18 protein-coding genes and 1 pseudogene are annotated in these 18,876 nt (G+C 62.4%); 12 read left to right on the top strand and 7 right to left on the bottom strand.

The annotated features are described in order from the left end of the window. Positions 1-5 precede the first annotated feature (5 nt). Entirely contained in the window at positions 6-1,457 is a 1,452-nt protein-coding gene (gene hydA / locus NKI63_RS22505; protein WP_352823317.1) for a dihydropyrimidinase, read from the top strand. A 17-nt stretch (positions 1,458-1,474) separates the two neighbouring features. Then, positions 1,475-1,828, top strand: coding sequence for a hypothetical protein (locus NKI63_RS22500; protein ID WP_352823314.1), 354 nt, complete (start codon positions 1,475-1,477; stop codon positions 1,826-1,828). Between the two features lie 35 nt (positions 1,829-1,863). On the opposite strand, the gene NKI63_RS22495 is transcribed toward NKI63_RS22500, so the two are convergent. Continuing rightward, positions 1,864-2,268 (bottom strand): cupin domain-containing protein, encoded by a 405-nt coding sequence (locus NKI63_RS22495; protein WP_254819033.1) that lies wholly within the window; start codon positions 2,266-2,268, stop codon positions 1,864-1,866. Positions 2,269-2,414: 146 nt separating this feature from the next. On the opposite strand from NKI63_RS22495, the gene NKI63_RS22490 reads away from it, so the two are divergent. The 5 genes from NKI63_RS22490 to NKI63_RS22470 all read left to right on the top strand — a co-directional run bounded on the left by NKI63_RS22490 (position 2,415) and on the right by NKI63_RS22470 (position 7,294). Then, entirely contained in the window at positions 2,415-3,206 is a 792-nt protein-coding gene (locus NKI63_RS22490; RefSeq protein ID WP_352823311.1) for an ABC transporter ATP-binding protein, read from the top strand. A 464-nt stretch (positions 3,207-3,670) separates the two neighbouring features. Further along, positions 3,671-4,549: an ABC transporter permease gene (locus NKI63_RS22485; RefSeq protein ID WP_254819031.1), complete on the top strand. Its 879-nt coding sequence runs from the start codon at positions 3,671-3,673 to the stop codon at positions 4,547-4,549. Continuing rightward, complete coding sequence (locus NKI63_RS22480) at positions 4,546-5,682, top strand: ABC transporter permease (RefSeq protein ID WP_352740440.1); 1,137 nt, start codon at positions 4,546-4,548, stop codon at positions 5,680-5,682. Before NKI63_RS22485 ends, NKI63_RS22480 begins: the two co-directional genes overlap by 4 nt. Positions 5,683-5,722: 40 nt before the next feature. Then, positions 5,723-6,694 (top strand): ABC transporter substrate-binding protein, encoded by a 972-nt coding sequence (locus NKI63_RS22475; RefSeq protein ID WP_254819029.1) that lies wholly within the window; start codon positions 5,723-5,725, stop codon positions 6,692-6,694. A gap of 147 nt (positions 6,695-6,841) precedes the next feature. Next, positions 6,842-7,294: a CHRD domain-containing protein gene (locus NKI63_RS22470; RefSeq protein WP_254819028.1), complete on the top strand. Its 453-nt coding sequence runs from the start codon at positions 6,842-6,844 to the stop codon at positions 7,292-7,294. Positions 7,295-7,363: 69 nt separating this feature from the next. Here the strand turns inward: NKI63_RS22470 and NKI63_RS22465 are convergent, their stop codons facing one another. The 3 genes from NKI63_RS22465 to NKI63_RS22455 all read right to left on the bottom strand — a co-directional run bounded on the left by NKI63_RS22465 (position 7,364) and on the right by NKI63_RS22455 (position 11,199). Further along, positions 7,364-9,013, bottom strand: a complete 1,650-nt coding sequence (locus NKI63_RS22465; RefSeq protein WP_352823308.1) for a thiamine pyrophosphate-binding protein — start codon at positions 9,011-9,013, stop codon at positions 7,364-7,366. Beyond that, positions 9,010-10,185 (bottom strand): CaiB/BaiF CoA transferase family protein, encoded by a 1,176-nt coding sequence (locus NKI63_RS22460; protein WP_352505567.1) that lies wholly within the window; start codon positions 10,183-10,185, stop codon positions 9,010-9,012. The genes NKI63_RS22465 and NKI63_RS22460 overlap by 4 nt, the downstream gene beginning before the upstream one ends. A 78-nt stretch (positions 10,186-10,263) precedes the next feature. Continuing rightward, positions 10,264-11,199, bottom strand: a complete 936-nt coding sequence (locus tag NKI63_RS22455; RefSeq protein WP_352505568.1) for an alpha/beta fold hydrolase — start codon at positions 11,197-11,199, stop codon at positions 10,264-10,266. 265 nt (positions 11,200-11,464) lie between these two features. Between NKI63_RS22455 and NKI63_RS22450 the strand changes: the two genes are divergently transcribed. The 4 genes from NKI63_RS22450 (at position 11,465) to NKI63_RS22435 (ending at position 14,518) form a co-directional block, all read left to right on the top strand. Beyond that, positions 11,465-12,250, top strand: coding sequence for an alpha/beta fold hydrolase (locus NKI63_RS22450; RefSeq protein WP_352505569.1), 786 nt, complete (start codon positions 11,465-11,467; stop codon positions 12,248-12,250). Continuing rightward, positions 12,247-12,696 carry a MarR family winged helix-turn-helix transcriptional regulator gene (locus NKI63_RS22445; RefSeq protein ID WP_352505570.1) on the top strand — a complete coding sequence of 150 codons (450 nt, stop codon included), beginning with the start codon at positions 12,247-12,249 and terminating at the stop codon, positions 12,694-12,696. The genes NKI63_RS22450 and NKI63_RS22445 overlap by 4 nt, the downstream gene beginning before the upstream one ends. 119 nt (positions 12,697-12,815) lie before the next feature. Continuing rightward, positions 12,816-13,829 carry a ribonuclease T2 gene (locus tag NKI63_RS22440; RefSeq protein WP_352505571.1) on the top strand — a complete coding sequence of 338 codons (1,014 nt, stop codon included), beginning with the start codon at positions 12,816-12,818 and terminating at the stop codon, positions 13,827-13,829. Positions 13,830-13,903: 74 nt separating this feature from the next. Then, positions 13,904-14,518, top strand: coding sequence for a hypothetical protein (locus tag NKI63_RS22435; protein ID WP_352505572.1), 615 nt, complete (start codon positions 13,904-13,906; stop codon positions 14,516-14,518). Between the two features lie 27 nt (positions 14,519-14,545). Here the strand turns inward: NKI63_RS22435 and NKI63_RS22430 are convergent, their stop codons facing one another. After that, entirely contained in the window at positions 14,546-15,841 is a 1,296-nt protein-coding gene (locus tag NKI63_RS22430; RefSeq protein ID WP_352505573.1) for a GGDEF domain-containing protein, read from the bottom strand. Between the two features lie 241 nt (positions 15,842-16,082). Here NKI63_RS22430 and ettA point away from each other — a divergent pair, with 241 nt between their 5' ends. Then, on the top strand, positions 16,083-17,732 hold the full coding sequence (gene ettA, locus NKI63_RS22425; protein ID WP_352505574.1) for an energy-dependent translational throttle protein EttA: 1,650 nt from the start codon (positions 16,083-16,085) through the stop codon (positions 17,730-17,732). Positions 17,733-18,073: 341 nt separating this feature from the next. On the opposite strand, the gene NKI63_RS22420 is transcribed toward ettA, so the two are convergent. Together NKI63_RS22420 and NKI63_RS22415 are read right to left on the bottom strand one after the other, a co-directional pair. Beyond that, positions 18,074-18,265 carry a hypothetical protein gene (locus NKI63_RS22420; protein ID WP_352505668.1) on the bottom strand — a complete coding sequence of 64 codons (192 nt, stop codon included), beginning with the start codon at positions 18,263-18,265 and terminating at the stop codon, positions 18,074-18,076. Between the two features lie 96 nt (positions 18,266-18,361). Next, a pseudogene (locus NKI63_RS22415) lies at positions 18,362-18,834 on the bottom strand (DpnI domain-containing protein); the annotation flags it as partial. Positions 18,835-18,876 lie beyond the last annotated feature (42 nt).

Genomic DNA, 18,876 nt, shown 5'->3' with positions numbered 1-18,876 from the left:
AGAAAATGACCAAAGTCATCCGAAACGGCACCATCGTCACAGCCGACCGCACCTGGAAGGCCGATGTGCTGATGCAGCACGGCAAGATCGTCGCCATCGGTTCCAATCTTCACGGCGACCATGAGTTCGACGCCAGCGGCTGCTATGTGATGCCGGGCGGCATCGATCCGCACACCCATCTCGAAATGCCGTTCATGGGCACCTATTCGGCCGATGACTTCGAATCCGGCACCCGCGCGGCCCTTGCCGGCGGCACGACGATGGTCGTCGATTTCTGCCTGCCGTCGCCGCAGCAATCGCTGCTCGAGGCCCTGCAGATGTGGGACAACAAGACCTCGAAGGCGTCCTGCGATTATTCCTTCCACATGGCGATCACCTGGTGGGGCAAGCAGGTGTTCGACGAAATGGCCACCGTCGTCGACAGGGGCATTACCTCGTTCAAGCATTTCATGGCCTACAAGGGCGCGCTGATGGTCGACGACGACGAGCTCTATTCGTCGTTCCAGCGCTGCGCCGATCTTGGCGCGCTGCCGCTGGTCCATGCCGAGAATGGCGACGTGGTGGCCGCCCTGTCGCAGAAGCTGCTGGCGGCGGGCAACAACGGCCCGGAGGGGCACGCCTATTCGCGCCCGCCGGAAGTGGAAGGCGAGGCGACCAACCGCGCCATCATGATCGCCGACATGGCTGGCGTGCCGCTGTATGTCGTGCATGTCTCCTGCGAGCAGGCGCACGAGGCCATCCGCCGCGCGCGGCAGAAAGGCATGCGGGTGTTCGGCGAGCCGCTGATCCAGCATCTCACGCTGGACGAGAGCGAGTATTTCAACAAGGACTGGGACCATGCGGCGCGCCGTGTCATGAGCCCGCCCTTCCGCAACAAATGGCACCAGGATTCGCTGTGGGCCGGCCTGCAGGCCGGGTCGCTGCAAGTGGTGGCGACCGACCATTGTGCCTTCACCACCAAACAGAAGCGCAACGGCGTCGGCGACTTCACCAAGATTCCGAATGGCACCGGCGGGCTCGAGGATCGTTTGCCGGTGCTGTGGACGACCGGCGTCAACACCGGCCGGCTGACGATGAACGAGTTCGTCGCGGTGACCTCGACCAACATCGCCAAGATACTCAACATGTACCCGAAGAAGGGCGCCATCGTCGAAGGCGCGGACGCCGACATCCTCGTCTGGGACCCGAAGCGCAAGAAGAAGATCACGGCCAAGAAGCAGCAGTCGGTGATCGACTACAACGTCTTCGAAGGTTTCGAGGTGACCGGCCTGCCGCGCTTCGTCTTCTCGCGCGGCGAACTGTCGATCGAGGAAAACGAAGTCAAGGCAAAGCCCGGCCATGGCGAGTTCGTCGCTCGCGAGCCCAACGCGGCGGTCAACCGGGCACTGTCGACCTGGAAGGAGATTTCCGCGCCGCGCAAGGTGGAACGTACAGGCATCCCGGCGACGGGCGTTTGAGCTTGGCGAGCCACGGTGTGATTATCTCACTGGCCGCGGTGATCCTTGCCGCCGGGCCGGCGGCGGCTGACGTCCTTGCCGGTTCCTATGGCAATGAGGTCGGTTGCGCCGGCGTACGGCTCGGTTATCAGGACAGCGACGATTATGTCGTGCTGACCGCCGACGGCGTCGAAACCTATGGCAGCGGCTGCGAGTTCGCACAGCGATTGACGACGATGCCTGGCACCCAGTTGTTGAACTCCACCTGTTTCGCCGAGGGCGAGGAGGGGACGACCACGGATGTCGTCAAGGTCGTCAACAAACGAGAGGACGGTTTCTTCGTGACCATCCCCGGCCTTGATGAGATAGGGCCGCTGAAATCATGTTCGTGACGGTGCCGATGACGGCCGCCGCCTCGATGCCGGCTTCAGGCGACCAACCCGTCCAGTGCCGGCAGCAGGACGACGCTTTCCTGTTCGTTGGGATCGGTGCGGGCAATGACCGCCGAGGCGGGGCTGTCGCTCAGATTGGCCGGCAGATGCGGCACGCCGGCCGGAATGTAGAAAAGATCGCCGGCCTTGACCACGATATGCTGTTCAAGCCGGTCGCCATACCAGGTATGGACTTCGCCGGAGAGCACATAGATCGCGGTTTCATGGTTTTCGTGCAAATGCGCCTTGGCGCGGGCACCCGGCGGCATGGTCAGCAGATGCATGCAGATGCCGGACGAGCCGACTGTTTCGGCGGCGATGCCGGCGAAATAACTCAGGCCCTGTTTGCCTTCATAAGAGCTTTCAGGGCGGATAAGATGGCACGTCGGTTTGGGCGACATCGGGGCAACTCCGGGCGTCTATCTGATGGGACAAGGGCGCGTCGAACTGGGGCGAGTAGGACTGGGCGAGTGGAAAGCAACATCGGGGTAAAATCAATGGGATTCCGGCCGGCGCCGCAGTGGCCGGAAGCGACAGGCTACGGCCGATGACGGGAGTATCGCCAGCCGTTGTTTCGGCAAGCAAGCTTGGCCTGACCTTCCAGACGAACGATGGTCCGGTGCAGGCGCTGTCTAATGTCGACCTGACCATCGGCAAGGGCGAATTCGTGTCCTTCATCGGGCCCTCCGGCTGCGGCAAGACAACTTTGCTGCGCGTGATCGCCGATCTGGAGAAGCCGACATCGGGAGCCATCTCCGTCAACGGCATGACGCCCGAGCAGGCGCGCCAGAGCCGCGCCTATGGCTATGTCTTTCAGGCGGCCGCACTTTATCCGTGGCGCACGATCGAGCGCAATGTGGCGCTGCCGCTGGAGATCATGGGCCTGTCCAGGGCCGAGCAGGCGGCGCGCATCAAGCGCACGCTCGATCTCGTCAACCTCTCGGGCTTCGAGAAGAAATATCCCTGGCAGCTGTCGGGCGGCATGCAGCAGCGCGCCTCGATCGCACGGGCGCTCGCTTTCGATGCCGACCTTCTGCTGATGGACGAACCGTTCGGTGCGCTGGACGAGATCGTGCGCGACCATCTCAACGAACAGCTGCTGGAGCTTTGGGAACGGACCAACAAGACCATCTGCTTCGTCACCCATTCGATCCCCGAGGCGGTCTATCTGTCGACGCGCATCGTGGTCATGTCGCCGCGCCCCGGCCGCGTCAGCGACGTCATAGACTCCACGCTACCGAAGAAGCGGCCGCTCGACATCCGCGAGACACCGGAGTTCCTGGCGATCGCCGCACGGGTGCGCGACGGGCTGAGAGCAGGGCACAGCTATGATGATTGAGGCGGCGCGGAACGGGCTTGCGCGTTCGGAGGTGCATCGCCCTCGCGAGGGAGGCGCTAACCGTGCATTCGTCATCCTAGGGCGGAGCCGCCGCGAAGCGGCGTGCGCAGAGCCTAGGATCCATGCCGTGACGTCGGCCGAAACGCGCAAGCGGTCGAGAATAAGCGCCGGGCAAGCCAGCGCAAGCGCCGTTCCTTCCAGAGAGGGAGCTATTTTCAGCACCGCTTCGGAACGGGAAGGTAACGGAATGGATCCTTGGGTCTGCGCCGCGTCGCTTCGCTCCTCGCTGCGCCCTAGGATGACGAAGGGGTGGTTGGGGGCGCCCTTTACGCACGCCGCTTCGCGGCTGCTCCGCCCTTCGAAAGAAACGAATGCCGGGGCGAAAGTGCCCGGCCTCCGCTTCGCTCCAGCCACCCTCTCCCCGTTGGGGAGAGGAGGGCGCTTACCCGGCGAGGCCTGCTAGAATGGACTCGTTTCGCGACAAGATCGTTCCGGTGACCTCGATCCTCCTGGGCGTCGTCGTCGTCTGGTACGTTATGGCTGTCATCCTCAACACGCCGTTCCAGCGCGATCTCGACCGCCGCGCCAATCAGACACCGGGTATTGTGGAATTCATCGGCAAGACGCTGGCGCAGCCGAAGCCGACGCTGCCGGCGCCGCATCAGGTGGCAGTGAATTTTTTCGAAAACACCTTTCTGCGCAGCATCACCTCGAACCGCAGCCTTGTCTACAATGCCTGGGTGACGCTGTCGTCGACGCTGCTCGGCTTTGCCTTCGGCACGGCGCTCGGCATCGTCATCGCCGTCGGCATCGTGCATGTGGCGACGCTCGACCGCAGCCTGATGCCGTGGATCATCGCGTCGCAGACCATTCCGATCCTGGCGGTGGCACCGATGATCATCGTTGTGCTGGCGGCTGTCGGCATCACCGGGCTGATCCCGAAGGCACTGATCTCGACCTATCTGTCCTTCTTCCCGGTGGCGGTCGGCATGGTGAAGGGGCTTCGCTCGCCCGAGCTTACCCATCTCGACCTGATGCACACCTATAATGCCAGTCCTTCGCAGACCTTCTGGAAATTGCGGGTGCCGGCCTCGGTGCCGTTCCTGTTCACCTCGATGAAGGTGGCGGTGGCCGCCAGCCTGGTCGGCGCCATCGTCGGCGAGCTGCCGACCGGCGCCGTCGCCGGCATCGGCGCCAAACTGCTCGCCGGTGCCTATTACAGCCAGACCATCGACATCTGGTCGGCGCTGGTTGCCGGGTCGGTGGTCGCGGCGCTGCTGGTTATGCTGGTCGGCATTGCCGGGCGCCTTGTCGACCGCGCCATGGGCGGGAGGCCGGCATGAGCTCGCTCCTGAGCCTTTCCTCAATCACGCCTCGATCCTGGCAGGGGTATGCCGCGCTTGTCCTGTTTGTCGGCGCGCTGCTTGTTTTGCCGCTCGTCAGTGCTACGCCCGGTTACGGCATGGCGACTACGCTTTCGATTTTCATTCTGCTGCTCGTGGCAATCGAGGCCGACAACTTTCCACCGATGATCGGGGTGATGTTGCTGTTCCTTGGCGCGCATGGCGCGGCGTGGATGCTGCTCGCCGGCATAACCGGCAATGAGGGCAGCGCTCGCGCATCCTTCTATCTGCTGCTCGCCGCCGCGTGGTTTTTGGCCTGGCGCTGCGTCACGGTCTTGTCGTCGTTTCGCCCGATATCGCGCTGGGCGTCAACCGCCCTGCGCCTGATCATTCCGGCCATCTTCGGCGCCTGGATCCTGATCATCTGGGAAGCGGTGACGCGTGGTGCCGGCATTCCCTTCATCCTGCTGCCGCCGCCAAGCGCCATCGGTGCCCGCATCGTCGGCTCGCTGCCGGTGCTGGGGGCCGATGTCAGGCAGACCATCTTCAAGGCGGTCATCTTCGGCTATGTGGTGGGGAGCAGCGCCGGCTTCCTCGTTGCCATCGCCGCCGACCGCGTGCCGTTCCTGCGGCGCGGGCTTTTGCCGATCGGCAATATGGTATCGGCGCTGCCGATCATCGGCGTCGCGCCGATCATGGTCATGTGGTTCGGCTTCGACTGGCAGTCGAAGGCAGCGGTGGTCATCATCATGACCTTCTTCCCGATGCTGGTGAACACCGTCGCCGGGCTTGCCGCCTCCGGCCATATGGAGCGCGACCTGATGCGCACCTATGCCTCGAGCTATTGGCAGACGCTGTTCAAGCTGCGGCTGCCGGCGGCCGCGCCCTTCATCTTCAATGCGTTGAAGATCAATTCGACGCTGGCGCTGATCGGCGCCATCGTCGCCGAGTTCTTCGGCACCCCGGTGGTCGGCATGGGGTTCCGCATTTCGACGGAAGTCGGCCGGATGAACATCGACATGGTGTGGGCCGAAATCGCAGTTGCAGCACTTGCGGGTTCGGTCTTTTATGGCGTGGTCGCTTTTTTCGAGAGAGCAATCACGTTTTGGCATCCCTCTGTCCGTGGTGGATAGGGGCGGTGGGTTTAGGGCGCTAACTTCAGAGGGTAAAAACATGAAAAGACTAGTTGTTTCGATGCTGGCCGGCGCGATGTCGCTTGCCGCGTTCCAGGCGATGGCCGCGGACAAGGTGACGCTGCAGCTGAAATGGGTCACGCAGGCCCAGTTTGCCGGCTATTATGTCGCCAAGGACAAGGGCTTCTATGAGGCCGAAGGCCTCGACGTCGAGATCAAGCCCGGCGGTCCTGATATTGCGCCGGAGCAGGTCATCGCCGGCGGCGGTGCCGACGTTATCGTCGACTGGATGGGCGGCGCGCTGGCTGCCCGCGAAAAGGGCGTGCCGCTGGTCAACATCGCCCAGCCGTTCAAGAAAGCCGGTATGGAGCTGGTCTGCCCGAAGGACGGGCCGGTCAAGACAGAAGCCGACTTCAAGGGCCACACGCTCGGCGTCTGGTTCTTCGGCAACGAGTATCCGTTCTATGCCTGGATGAACAAGCTTGGCCTCAAGACCGATGGCGGGCCGGACGGCGTCACCGTGCTCAAGCAGAGCTTTGACGTGCAGCCGCTGATCCAGAAGCAGGCGGATTGCATTTCGGTGATGACCTATAACGAGTACTGGCAGCTCATCGACGCCGGCTACAAGCCGGAAGAGCTGACCGTCTTCAACTATTCCGCCATGGGCAACGATCTGCTCGAAGACGGGCTCTATGCCCTGGAGGACAAGCTCAAGGATCCGGCCTTCGAGGACAAGATGGTGCGTTTCGTGCGCGCTTCGATGAAGGGTTGGAAATACGCCGTCGACAATTCCGACGAAGCGGCCGGCATCGTCATGGACAATGGCGGCCAGGACGAGAATCACCAGAAACGCATGATGGGCGAAGTCGCCAAGCTGATCGACAATGCCGATGGCAAGCTCGATCCGGCGACCTACGAGCGCACCGCCAAGGCGCTGCTCGACCAGAAGATCATCAGCAAGGAGCCTACCGGCGCCTACACGACGGCGATCACCGACAAGGCCATCAAATAGGGCTGTCAAACTGGCTTGTAGCGGAAAAGGGGCGGGCGACCGCCCCTTTTTAGTGGGATGTAAAATGAACGTTACCGGCGGAAACATCCGCTCGCAAAATCGTTGTGCCGGTGCATCCGCCTCAAGGGTGTCACAACGGAGGTTTCCATGCGCATCCAGTCCTTCACGCCGATGCTTTCGGCGCTGGCCATTTCTGCAGCCATCTTCTCTGCTTCACCGGCCCTGGCCGAAACCATAAAGATGACTGCGACGCTCGATGGTGCTCAGCAGAGCCCGCCCGTCACAACGAAGGGCAAGGGCACCGCCACGCTCAGGTTCAACACCACAACCAAGAAACTCAGCTGGACAGTGAGATATTCCGGCCTCAGCGGGCCGGCGAAGGCCGCACACATTCACGGCCCGGCGGCAAAGGGCGAAAACGCCGACCCGGTGATACCGTTCGAAGGCAAGCTGAGGAGCCCGATCAAGGGCTCGGCGACGTTGACCGATGCCCAGGCGACCGATTTGGAGGCGGGCAAGTACTACGTCAACATCCACACCGCGGCCCACGCGGATGGCGAGATCCGCGGGCAGATCGAAAAGGCGCCATCGACGATGTAGCGCAGCGATCATAGCGCTGTATCAACCTGTTGAAGTTTGGGAAGGGAATTCGACCTATCCCTTTGGCGCTTAGGCCCTGTCCCGTATCTGGGTCATGGTCCGCGTCGGCGTGATTGCCTCGGGATCGAGCCTGATCTCGACGATCGACGGTTTGCCGCTCGCGCGGGCGCGTTCGAAGGCCGGCGCGAAGTCGGCGGTCTTCTCGACTGTTTCGCCATGACCGCCATAGGCACGCGCGAGCGCCGCGAAGTCGGGATTCTTCAGATCCGTGGCGACGACACGGCCGGGATATTCGCGCTCCTGGTGCATCCGGATCGTGCCGTAGATGCCGTTGTTGACGACGATGACGATGATCGGCAGTGCGTATTGCACGGCGGTGGCGAATTCCTGGCCGTTCATCAGGAAACAACCGTCACCGGCAAAGGCGATCACGTCGCGATCCGGATAGAGCTGCTTGGCGGCGACCGCCGCCGGCGTGCCGTAGCCCATCGAGCCGGATGTGGGTGCTGCCTGCGTGCCGAAACGCCGGAAGCGATGGTAACGATGCACCCAGGTGGCGTAGTTGCCGGCACCGTTGGTGAGGATGGCGTCGTCCGGCAGTATCGTTTCGAGATAATTCATGATCGGCCCCATCTGGACGGCGCCGGGGCCGCTCTCCGGAGGCGTTGACCAGTCGAGATAGGCGGAATGCAGCTTCGCTGCCTCAGCCGCCCACACCGGCGTTGCAGCCGGCTTGCTCCGGGCAAAGGCTTCGACGAAAGCGGCAGGCGAGGCATTGATCGCCAGCGCCGGCCGGTAGACGCGACCAAGCTCGCCGGCGTCGGCATGGACATGGACCAGCGTCTGGTCGGGGTAGGGGCTCTTCAGCAGCGTGTAGTCGGATGACGGCATCTCGCCCATACGGCCGCCGATGAGCAGCACGAGGTCGGCCTGCTTGATGGCGGTTGCTACCTTGGGGTTGATGCCGATGCCGACATCGCCGGCATAATTCGGGTGGAGATGGTCGAACAGCATCTGGCGGCGGAAGGAGCAGCCGACCGGCAGCGACCAGGCTTCGGCTATCGTCCGCATCTGGGCAACAGCCTGCGCATCCCAGCGCGTACCGCCAAGGATGACGAAGGGCTGCTTTGCCTTGTTGAGCAACACTTCCAGCGCGTCGAGCTCGACTTCGCCGGGCCGCGTCTCGACAGGGGTGTAATGCCGGGCTTGCGGTGCCTCGGCGAGGCTGGTCAGCATGTCCTCGGGCAGCGAGATGACGACCGGGCCGGGCCGGCCGGAGGTCGCCACCGAAAAGGCCCGCGTGACAAATTCGGGGATGCGTGCGGCGTCGTCGATCTCGACCACCCATTTGGCGATATCACCGAAGAACCTGACGTAGTCGACTTCCTGAAAAGCCTCGCGCCCCTTGGCGTGGCTGGCGACCTGGCCAATGAACAGGATCAGGGGGACCGAATCCTGCATCGCGATGTGGATGCCGGCCGAGGCATTGGTGGCGCCTGGGCCGCGGGTGACGAAGCAGATGCCGGGCTTGCCGGTCAGGCGGCCGTGGCAGTCGGCCATCATCGCGGCACCGCCCTCCTGGCGGCAGACGATGGTGCGGATCGGCGAGTCGTGCAGCGCGTCGAGCACCGCCAGATAGGATTCGCCGGGCACGCAATAGATACGGTCCGTTCCGTTGGCTTCGAGCGCATCGACGATGAGTTGTCCGCCGGTCTTCATTTTCCTGACCTCTCCAGTTCGGCAAGGATTTCTTCGGTGTGTTCGCCGAGACGCGGTGACGGACGTTCATAGACCAGCGGCGTGCCGGACATGACCATCGGCGCCCGCACCGAGGGCAAGAGATTGCCATGGCCGTCATCGAGGTCGAGCCGCATGCCGCGCGCTATGGTCTGCGGGTCGGCAAACATCTGGCCGATGTTATTGATCGGGCTGGCAGGAACCCCAGCGGCTTCGAGCCTGGCCAGCAGCGGATCGCGATCGAAGGCCTTCAGCGCCTCTATCATGTGCTCGCGCAGCTTTGCCCGGTTGGCGACGCGGGCGGGATTGGTGGCGAAGTCAGGATTCGACGCCAGCTCGTCGAGGCCGACGGCAGCGCAGAACTTTGCGAACTGGCCGTCATTGCCGACCGCCAGGATGATGTGGCCATTTTTCACCGGCACCACTTCGTAGGGCGCGATGTTCATATGCGCATTGCCCATCTGCACCGGCGACTGTCCGGAGACGAGGTAGTTGAGGTTCTGGTTGCCGAGCGTCGAGATCTGGGTGTCGTAGAGCGCCATGTCGATATGCTGGCCTTCGCCCGTCTTCTCGGCATGGCGAAGCGCCGCCTGGATGGCGATGACCGAATAAAGCCCGGTGAAAACATCCGATATAGCGACGCCCGCCTTTTGCGGTTCGCGCCCGGCTTCGCCGGTGATCGACATCATGCCGGCCATGCCCTGGATGATGAAATCATAGCCGGCGCGCGGCGCGTACGGCCCCGACTGGCCAAAACCGGTGATCGAGCAATAGATCAGCCGTGGGTTGATTTTCCTCAGGCTGTCATAATCGAGGCCGTATTTCTTCAGTCCGCCGACCTTGAAGTTTTCGATCAGCACATCCGATGTCGCGACCAGCCGGCGCACCGTCTCGGCACCCTCGGGCGTCGAGAAGTCAATAGCGATGGAGCGCTTGCCGCGGTTGCAGGAATGGTAATAAGCGGCTGAAAGGTTCTCGCCGTCATGGCCGATGACGAAGGGCGGTCCCCATTTGCGGGTGTCGTCGCCGCCGTCCGGGCTCTCGACCTTGATCACGTCGGCGCCGAGGTCGGCAAGCAGCTGCCCGGCCCATGGCCCGGCAAGGATGCGTGCGAGTTCGATGACGCGGATGCCTTTGAGCGGCGGCTCAGTCATGGATCACCATGGTTGGTCGAAAGCGCAGCCTCTATCAATCCCGCGCGCCGCTGTCACGGCCCTTGCAATGGGCCAGTATCACTGTGCCCTCAGCACGCGGTCGGCCCAGGCGGCAAAATCCTCCATGATGACGTCTCGGTTGATCTCGTTCAGGCTTTCATGGCGAGTTTTGGCGTAAACCTTTGAAACGAGATTCGAAAAACCCATCATGTGCATCCGGCCGGCAAGATGGCTGACCGCCTTGCCGCTGTCCGAGGCCCGATCTTGCTCGCCTCCGACCAGATTGACGAACAGGTCGCGCCGCACGCCGGAAAAATTGCGGTCGCTGCCGCAATGCAGCGTCATCTTGACGATGTCCTGCCACATCGACACCGATGCGTCCCAGCCGCAGAGCGGGTCGGCGATGTATTTCTCGACTTCGGCGGCATCGCGCGACAGCCAGTCGAATGGCGTCCGGCGATCGGGCACTGCCTTGCCCCAGGCCCGGAACGTCAGCCGGGGCAGCATGCGCGACGGGACGTCTGAGCCAAGCCGGAACCTTTCCCAGGCAAGCACGCCCAGCGCGATTTGGCCGAGCAGTCCGGCCGAGAAATTGCCGTTCCAGATCGCGGCGGCATGGATGCGTGGCGAGTGGCGGAGGACAAAGTTCAGCGCGACCGACGCGCCCAAGGAGTGACCGAAGACGATGACCGGCAGGCCAGGTTGTTCCCTGGCGATGAGATCATGGACGGCGGCGACATCGGCGATGACCTTGGCACCGCCATCCGCATCGGCGAACCTGCCCGGTGGCGCATCGGGCGCCTTGGTGGCGCCGTGGCCACGGTGGTCGTGCGCGTAGACCTGGTAGCCGCGCTCGCCGAGGAAATCGGCGAAGCGGGCATAGCGCGCCGCGTGCTCGGCCAGCCCGTGATTGATCTGGACAATGGCGTGCGGTTGGCCGCTGGCGTGTTTCACATAAAGGTTGAGCTCGGCGCCCGTCGGCGATGCCAGCATCCTCTGCTTGTCAAATGGCATGTCTCGCTCCCGTCGGCGACTGTTGGGCGACGCAGCGATCGACGTCAAGGGACGTAGGTGCCCATTCGACGTAATTGACAGCATGCTGTCAATGTGATTGCATGACAGCATACTGTCAAATGGTCAGCGGCAGATTGGCGGTATGACTGTGAAAACCACCGGGGCCATTTCGCGGCGTGCAATCTTGCTGGCGGGCTTCGCCTTCACGACGGCCACCCTGTTGTCAGGGATTGCTGCTTTCAGTCAGGAAACCAGGGAGATGACCATGATGACGTCCACTGTTCCAGGCCCGCAAGGCCAGCTTGCCACTTACAGGATCAAGGCCGGCAATGGCCTGCCGATCATGTTCCTGCATGGAGATTGCAGCCGCGCTTCCCACTGGGACCGCGTGATGCAGCTCTCCGTCGAAGGCCGCGAGGCGGTAGCCTTCGATTTTCGCGGTCATGGCGCCTCCGCGCCGGCGCAGGACGGTGACTACGGTTATGACGGTCGTGCAATGGATGTCGGTGCCGTGGCCGACGCGTTTGGCCTGAAGCGGTTTCTCATTGTCGCGCACAGCGGCGGCGGTGGCGTGGCGCTCGCTTATGCCGCCAGCCATGCCGACCGGGTCGCCGGTGTCTTGCTCGTCGACCCGGCGACCGATCCTCGTGCGCTGCCGCAGGCGATTCGTGACGGCTTTGTCCGCGATCTGGCCGGTCCGCAAGGCCGTGATGTCCTGAACGCCTATTACACGTCGATTGCCGGCCCTAACGCGGCTGTTCGCCAGCGTGTTCTGGCCGATGCGGCAGTGGTCGATCCGGCGGCGAGGGCAGGTGTCGGCAAGGCGCTGGCCGAATGGAACCCGGAGCCGGCACTCGATGCGTATCGCGGGCCTATGTTCGTTTTGGCTACCGAGGCCAGTGACACTCCAGCCGCGCTCCACCGGCTGCGCACGGACATTCCGCGCCAGATCGTGGCGGGCAGCGGCCATTGGGTGATGCTTGACAAGCCCGAGGTCGTAGCCGAAGCCGTTAATAATTTCGTCGCGACCATCGAGGCCGGCCAGAAATGACGACCAGGACCGAAGCGGCAAATGTGCTCACCGAACTGGTGCTTGCCGTGTTCAGGATGAACGGCAGTCTTCTGGACGCGGCCGACCGGCTGGCCGCTCCAACCGGGCTGACGGCAGCGCGCTGGCAGGTTTTGGGTGCAGTTTTGAAGGAGCCGAAATCTGTGGCCGACATCGCCCGCGACATGGGTCTCGCCCGTCAGAGTGTACAGCGGCTGGCCGACATACTGGCTGCGGAGGGGCTTGCCGTCTACGCCGACAACCCGGCGCATCGCCGCGCCAAGCTGTTGTCGATAACCGATGCCGGCCGGGCAGCGGTCAAGAATATCGGCACACGCCAGCATGTTTGGGCGAACCGCATTTCGGAGGGTATGGACGCCGACGCGCTGAAAGCCTCGCTTGATCTGCTGCGCACCCTGACGGAACGGGTGGAGGCGGGCGGATCCTGATCCACCACGCGGGAGCCTCTCAATGCGCTGGCGATTGTTTTTACGGCCGGCGAAAGAAATCGTAATTCTGACATGTCGCAAGTTTCTAGCTTGCGGCGTGAATCACGAGGAGTGCCGGAATGCGGATTTGGGCGATATGGGGGACGGTGTTTCTTGCGTTTGCTGGCGCAAGCGCGGCGCGGGCCGATGTGAAGATGACCGGCTCTTTCGTCGCCGATGCCGCCTGTCCGGCAACGCAGGCGATCAAGAGCGCCAAGAATCCCGGCAATGTCTCGACCGCGGCTGGTCAGAGTTATGATCTGCTGGCCGGCAACAAGGACGCGCCCACGCACTATCTCATTCGCGTGCCGGGCGCCGATCCGGAGCGCCGCTGGGTCAAGATCAGCTGCGGTCATGTTTCGGGCGACAGCGCGTCGACGATGCCGGCTGCACCGGCGCCTGCCGAGCCGAACAAGCCATCGGCGTCCGGAAAGCCGGAATATGTCTTCGCGCTGAGCTGGCAGCCGGCTTTCTGCGAGACCAAATCCAGCAAGACCGAATGCCGGGCGCAGACCGCCGCCGGTTTCGATGCGACCCACTTCACCTTGCATGGATTGTGGCCGCAGCCGAACGGAAATTTCTATTGCCAGGTCGCGGCAAGCGACAAGGCGAACGACGATCCGGCACACTGGCGGGATTTGCCGCCGGTCACCCTCGACCCGAAAACGCGATCGGAACTCGACCAGGTGATGCCCGGCACCGCGTCCGCACTCGAAAGGCACGAGTGGATCAAGCACGGCACCTGCTACGGCAAGAGCCAGCAGGAGTATTTCTCCGACGCCTTGAACCTGATGCGCGCGGTGAACGCTTCGCCGGTGCGCGATCTCTTCATCAAGAACATCGGCAAGCAACTGACATCCGATCAGATCCGCAGCACCTTCGACGTTACCTTCGGCAAAGGCGCGGGCGACCGGGTCCGCGTTTCCTGCGTGGTCGATCCCTCGAACGGCAGGCGGCTGATCGGCGAGCTGACGCTCGGCCTGACCGGCCCGATCGCTTCCAACGCTTCGCTCGGTGCCCTGCTGCTTGCCTCGGCGCCTACAGCCAAGGCCGGCTGCCCGAAGGGCGCGGTCGATGCCGTCGGGTTCCAGTAAACAGGCCGTACGCGACTGTCGCTTTGCACCGGGGATGGTATGATCCCGGGGGGTATCATTCGCAGGGGGTGGCGATGAGTGGCGTGACGAGCGGCGCGCTGGCGCGGTTGGCGTTCTGGGCCAAGGGCATGACGGCGACCCGCGACGGCCATATGGAGTGGCCGGGCTTTTCCTACACCGAAGTGGAGTGGGCGCGCATGGCCACGCTCGCCAAACCCGTCGACGGCGGCACGTACCAATTGTTCACGCTGGTCAACGCGGCGATCTTCATCGCCATCGCCGCGTTCGGGATATTCTGTATCTTCCTGCCGCTGGCGGCGCTGCTGTTCCCGCTACCGGCCGAAACCAATGCGCTCAAGTTTTCGCTGCTCCTGGCGGCATGCGCCTTGCTGATCATCGGCATCGGCCTGCCTATCTCGCTGCGTCTTTCGACCGCGCTGGTGGCGCCGAAGGCAATGCGGGCCGCACTTGTCGCCGTGCCCGGCGATCAGGCGCTTGCGGCAAAAGTGTCATGGCAGATCAACCGGATCACGCTCGTGCTCTGCGGCCTGCTGGTACCGGGCATTCTTCTGTTCATTGCCTACGACATCGAAGCCGGCCCGATTATTACCGCGTTGAAATGGCTGGCGATCGCGCTGATGGCGGTTTCGGTTGCGATCGGCGCATGGCAGCGGCGCAAACAACCCTGATTGAGCCAATCGCAGGCCAGGGTAGCGTTACGCGCCGGCGCTGCGCTCCGGCCTGGTCCATGTGTTGCGCCCGTCTGCTTCGTTGCCGCCCGGTTCGCCGACAACGCGATCGCGTCCCGTGGATTTGGCCTTGTAGAGACGCTGGTCGGCCAGCGCGAAGAGATCGGCAAGGCAACGGGTCGTCTCGCTGACCGTCGAGATGCCGGCGCTGACGGTAATGTCGAACCGGCTGGTGCTCGCGGACGTCTTGACCGCTTGCCTGACGGTCTCGCCCAGCAGTCTGGCGAGCGGCTGCGGACGCCAGCCGAGGATGGCGAATTCCTCGCCGCCGATCCTGAACAATTGATCGTCGGTCCCGACAAGTTCGCCAAGCAAAATTGCCAGGGCTTTCAGCACCCTGTCGCCCTCGGCGTGGCCGAAGCGGTCGTTGATCGATTTGAAGTGGTCGACATCGATGATCAGCAGGCTGAGCGGCCTGGCGGTCCGCAGGCTGGTGGCCACGGCGGCCTCGCCGTCGCTGTCGAAGCGCCCCCTGTGGAGCAGGCCGGTGAGGCCGTCGCGACCGACATGCTCGACCAGCGCCTCATAGCGCTCGCGATAGGTCAGCGTGTCGAAAATGTCGGAAAGCCCGCGCGGCGCCGGCACCTGCCGCGCCTCGAACCACCTGATATAGGCGACCAGCATGGTGCTGTAGACCAAGGCCGCTGCCATCTTGGCGAACCAGCCGCCGAAAAACACGGCGACCGGCGCACCGGTGACGAAATGCAGCGCCGTGAAAAAACCTGCCTGGTCGAAGGTGAGCACGCACGCAACGGAGACCAGGATGCGGGTGAAAAGCGCCTTGCGCAGATATTTGCCGAGCTTTTCATAGAGCAGGATGATCAGGATGGCGTCGACGAACAGCAGCGTCGTGCCCCACACCATCAGCCAGCCCATCTCGTCGATGAAGCCGATGTCGGGAAGCTTGCCGTCGGGCAGCGGTGCGATGTCGTGCAGGCGCAGGATCAGCACGAGCCCGATCATCAGGCCATTGCCGAGCAGCAGGCCGTAGATCGGCTGGCGGACGGTCGCCGCGTCCTCCTTGATGTAGAGCAACAGAAGCATGACCAGCTTGCCGGAAAACAGCACAGCCGAGCCCGGCGATACCATGCCGAACGGCAGCGCGACGTAGAAGACGCTGGCGAGATAGGTTTCCAGGAAATGCATGACGCCAAGGGCGCAAACAAAGACGCCGAGGCCGATGCGGCCCCTGAACCGGAAAAGCGTGACCATGATGCCGAAATAGAGAACCGCTTCGGCAAAAAGCAGGAAACTGTTCAACACGGCCCGATCTCTCTCCCCGAAATCGCGGCTGCCAGCGATTTCCTATCCAACATTGTTTGACGCGGAATGGTTAACCGGAGCTTTCGCCTGGGTGCCGGCACGAAATGAAGCGGCTAAGCGTTTGTGGGTGCGACCAAATCCGCTTGGGGCCAAAACTGTTTGCCGTTCGGGGCCGCATCGCTTACATAGCCCCCAACTTCCATTCAATCCGACATCAGTCGACTTTTCAGGGAAAGCGCGCGTGGCACGCCAGTTCATCTATCACATGGCCGGCCTCAACAAGGCCTACGGCACCAAGAAGGTGCTCGAGAACATCCATCTGTCCTTCTACCCGGACGCCAAGATCGGCATCCTCGGCCCCAACGGCGCCGGCAAGTCGACGATCCTCAAGATCATGGCCGGCATCGACAAGGAGTGGAGCGGCGAGGCCTGGCTGGCCGAGGGTGCTACCGTCGGTTACCTGGCGCAGGAGCCGGCGCTCGATCCGAACAAGAACGTGTTCGAAAACGTCATGGAAGGCGTCGCGGCCAAGACCGCCATCATCGAGCGCTACAACGAATTGATGATGAACTATTCCGACGAGACGGCGGACGAGTCGGCCAAGCTGCAGGACGAGATGGACCGGCTCAACCTCTGGGATCTCGAACAGCAGGTCGAGATGGCGATGGAAGCGCTCGGCTGTCCGCCCAAGGAGGCCGATGTCACCAAGCTGTCGGGCGGCGAGCGCCGCCGTGTCGCGCTCTGCCAGCTCTTGCTGCGCCAGCCCGATTTGCTGCTGCTCGACGAGCCGACCAACCATCTCGACGCCGAGACGACGGCGTGGCTGGAAAAGCATCTGCGTGCCTATCCAGGCGCGGTGATGATCATCACCCACGACCGCTACTTCCTCGACAATGTCACCGGCTGGATCCTCGAGCTCGATCGCGGCCGCGGTATCCCGTACGAAGGCAACTACACCAAATATCTCGAAGCCAAGGCCAAGCGGCTCAAGCAGGAAGGCCGCGAGGACGATGCCCGCCAGCGGGCGATCGGCCGCGAGCGCGAGTGGATACAGTCCAGCCCGAAAGCCCGGCAGACCAAGTCGAAGGCCCGTATCCAGGCCTTCCAGGATCTGCTGGATGCAGCCGACAAGCGGCGTCCGAGCGACACGCAGATCGTCATTCCGCATGGCGAGCGGCTCGGCAATGTAGTGATCGAGGTCGAGGGCCTGTCGAAGGGCTTTGGCGACACGCTTTTGATCGAAGACCTCGAATTCAAGCTGCCGCCGGGCGGCATCGTCGGCGTCATCGGCCCGAACGGCGCCGGCAAGACGACGCTGTTCCGCATGATCACCGGCCAGGAAAAGCCGGACGCCGGCACCATTCGCGTCGGCGAGACGGTCAAGCTCGGTTATGTCGACCAGAGCCGCGACGCGCTCGACCCGACCAAGACCGTCTGGGAAGAAATCTCGGGCGGCGCCGAAGTGGTCAAGCTCGGCAAGTTCGAGGCCAACACGCGCGCCTATTGTGCGTCGTTCAACTTTCGCGGCGGCGATCAGCAGCAGAAGGTGGGCAACCTGTCCGGCGGCCAGCGCAACCGCGTGCATCTGGCCAAGATGCTGAAGACCGGCGGCAATGTGCTGCTGCTCGACGAACCGACCAACGATCTCGATACCGAAACGCTGGCCGCACTCGAAGACGCGCTAGAAAACTTCGCCGGCTGCGCCGTCATCATCTCGCACGACCGCATGTTCCTCGACCGCCTGGCAACGCACATCCTCGCCTTCGAGGGCGACAGCCATGTCGAATGGTTCGAAGGCAATTTCGAGGATTACGAGCAGGACAAGATCCGTAGACTCGGGCCGGAAGCCGTCAACCCGCACCGCATGACGTATAAGCGGCTGACAAGATAGTCCGTGCGCCTCGTTTAGAATTCTCTGTCGAGTGTCTCTATGAAGTCCTCGGCGAGTTTGGCTGAAGAGAACCGCGCAACTTCCCGGTAGTCGGGGTGGTGTTCTGCCGTCGGTGGCGAGTTAAGGACTATAAACGCGTCGTTCTCTTGAACCACAATGTTGGTCAGATCGACGCTATCGATGGCTGTCGCATTGCGCGCTTGGCAATATGGACACTCGTCGTCACAGGCGCAGGACCAATCAGTAGCCCAATACCTGTGACATTTATAACATCTGTAGTTGTTGAGATACCAAGCCATTGTTAGACCTGACCAAAAACGATCTGACGTAGATCACCTGCGTTATCGCGCTACCTGATATCGACCACGGGACAGGAACCTAAGATATCCCTTGTCGCGAAGAAACTGAAGTTGTTGACGGATTTTAGGTCTAATATTCTGGTTGTTCGGGTAAAGGAGAGCCAACTGTGGCTCAAATGCGTAGGCCTGGTCGATGTCAAATTCGTCTGTGCCGATCGACTCGATACATCGCATGACCTCAACGAGCCATCCCCTGGTGTCATGGGGCGCATCGCGTAGGAACACAGTTCGCTTCCAAGCTGCCAAAACCTCTTCTTTCGAGGTGATCACACCGTTTCTGACAAGGTGGATTCTTCCCGCTTCAGGGACCCGGCTAAGAAGGATATTCGAACCAATCCAGCCGGCGCGGCGTGCTGCTTGGGAGAGCGGCGTCCTGCGTTCTACGATTGCTGGCGTGAAAAAATGTTTTGGGATAACGCAGACGGACTCCACCAGTCGCTGGTTAAAATCGTATTTGAGTAGAAAAAAGTTGGGGTTCGTTGACGAATTCAGCCGCTCGATTTTTCTGCTATACGCACCATTGGCGAGTTTTCTGCCGAACGGTTTCTTTGCGCTTTTTAGTTCGTATTGATCATCGCACTTATCGCAGTAAAAATCGGCACAGGGAGATTTGCCGGAAACTGCGTCAGGCGCGAATTCCCGCAGTTGGGGCAGTACAGCCATTCTGACGCCCACCGCTCCGTCCAGATTCTCGCGCTTTGCGAACCGCTGTCGTATGCTGCTTGAGTCTCTTGGAATCCCATTTTCATGGTCAAAGGGTCTACGCAATATGCGTGAACGTCAAT

The sequence above is a fragment of the Mesorhizobium sp. M0410 genome (genome assembly GCF_040321435.1).
GTDB lineage: Bacteria > Pseudomonadota > Alphaproteobacteria > Rhizobiales > Rhizobiaceae > Mesorhizobium.
This window is presented reverse-complemented; position numbering and strand designations above follow the sequence as displayed.

Coding starts and splice junctions, on each gene's coding strand:
- hydA (WP_352823317.1), top strand. CDS start 6: ATGACCAAAGTCATCCGAAACGGCACCATCGTCACAGCCGACCGCACC.
- NKI63_RS22495 (WP_254819033.1), bottom strand. CDS start 2,268: ATGTCGCCCAAACCGACGTGCCATCTTATCCGCCCTGAAAGCTCTTAT.
- NKI63_RS22490 (WP_352823311.1), top strand. CDS start 2,415: ATGACGGGAGTATCGCCAGCCGTTGTTTCGGCAAGCAAGCTTGGCCTG.
- NKI63_RS22485 (WP_254819031.1), top strand. CDS start 3,671: ATGGACTCGTTTCGCGACAAGATCGTTCCGGTGACCTCGATCCTCCTG.
- NKI63_RS22480 (WP_352740440.1), top strand. CDS start 4,546: ATGAGCTCGCTCCTGAGCCTTTCCTCAATCACGCCTCGATCCTGGCAG.
- NKI63_RS22475 (WP_254819029.1), top strand. CDS start 5,723: ATGAAAAGACTAGTTGTTTCGATGCTGGCCGGCGCGATGTCGCTTGCC.
- NKI63_RS22470 (WP_254819028.1), top strand. CDS start 6,842: ATGCGCATCCAGTCCTTCACGCCGATGCTTTCGGCGCTGGCCATTTCT.
- NKI63_RS22465 (WP_352823308.1), bottom strand. CDS start 9,013: ATGAAGACCGGCGGACAACTCATCGTCGATGCGCTCGAAGCCAACGGA.
- NKI63_RS22460 (WP_352505567.1), bottom strand. CDS start 10,185: ATGACTGAGCCGCCGCTCAAAGGCATCCGCGTCATCGAACTCGCACGC.
- NKI63_RS22455 (WP_352505568.1), bottom strand. CDS start 11,199: ATGCCATTTGACAAGCAGAGGATGCTGGCATCGCCGACGGGCGCCGAG.
- NKI63_RS22450 (WP_352505569.1), top strand. CDS start 11,465: ATGATGACGTCCACTGTTCCAGGCCCGCAAGGCCAGCTTGCCACTTAC.
- NKI63_RS22445 (WP_352505570.1), top strand. CDS start 12,247: ATGACGACCAGGACCGAAGCGGCAAATGTGCTCACCGAACTGGTGCTT.
- NKI63_RS22440 (WP_352505571.1), top strand. CDS start 12,816: ATGCGGATTTGGGCGATATGGGGGACGGTGTTTCTTGCGTTTGCTGGC.
- NKI63_RS22435 (WP_352505572.1), top strand. CDS start 13,904: ATGAGTGGCGTGACGAGCGGCGCGCTGGCGCGGTTGGCGTTCTGGGCC.
- NKI63_RS22420 (WP_352505668.1), bottom strand. CDS start 18,265: ATGCGATGTATCGAGTCGATCGGCACAGACGAATTTGACATCGACCAG.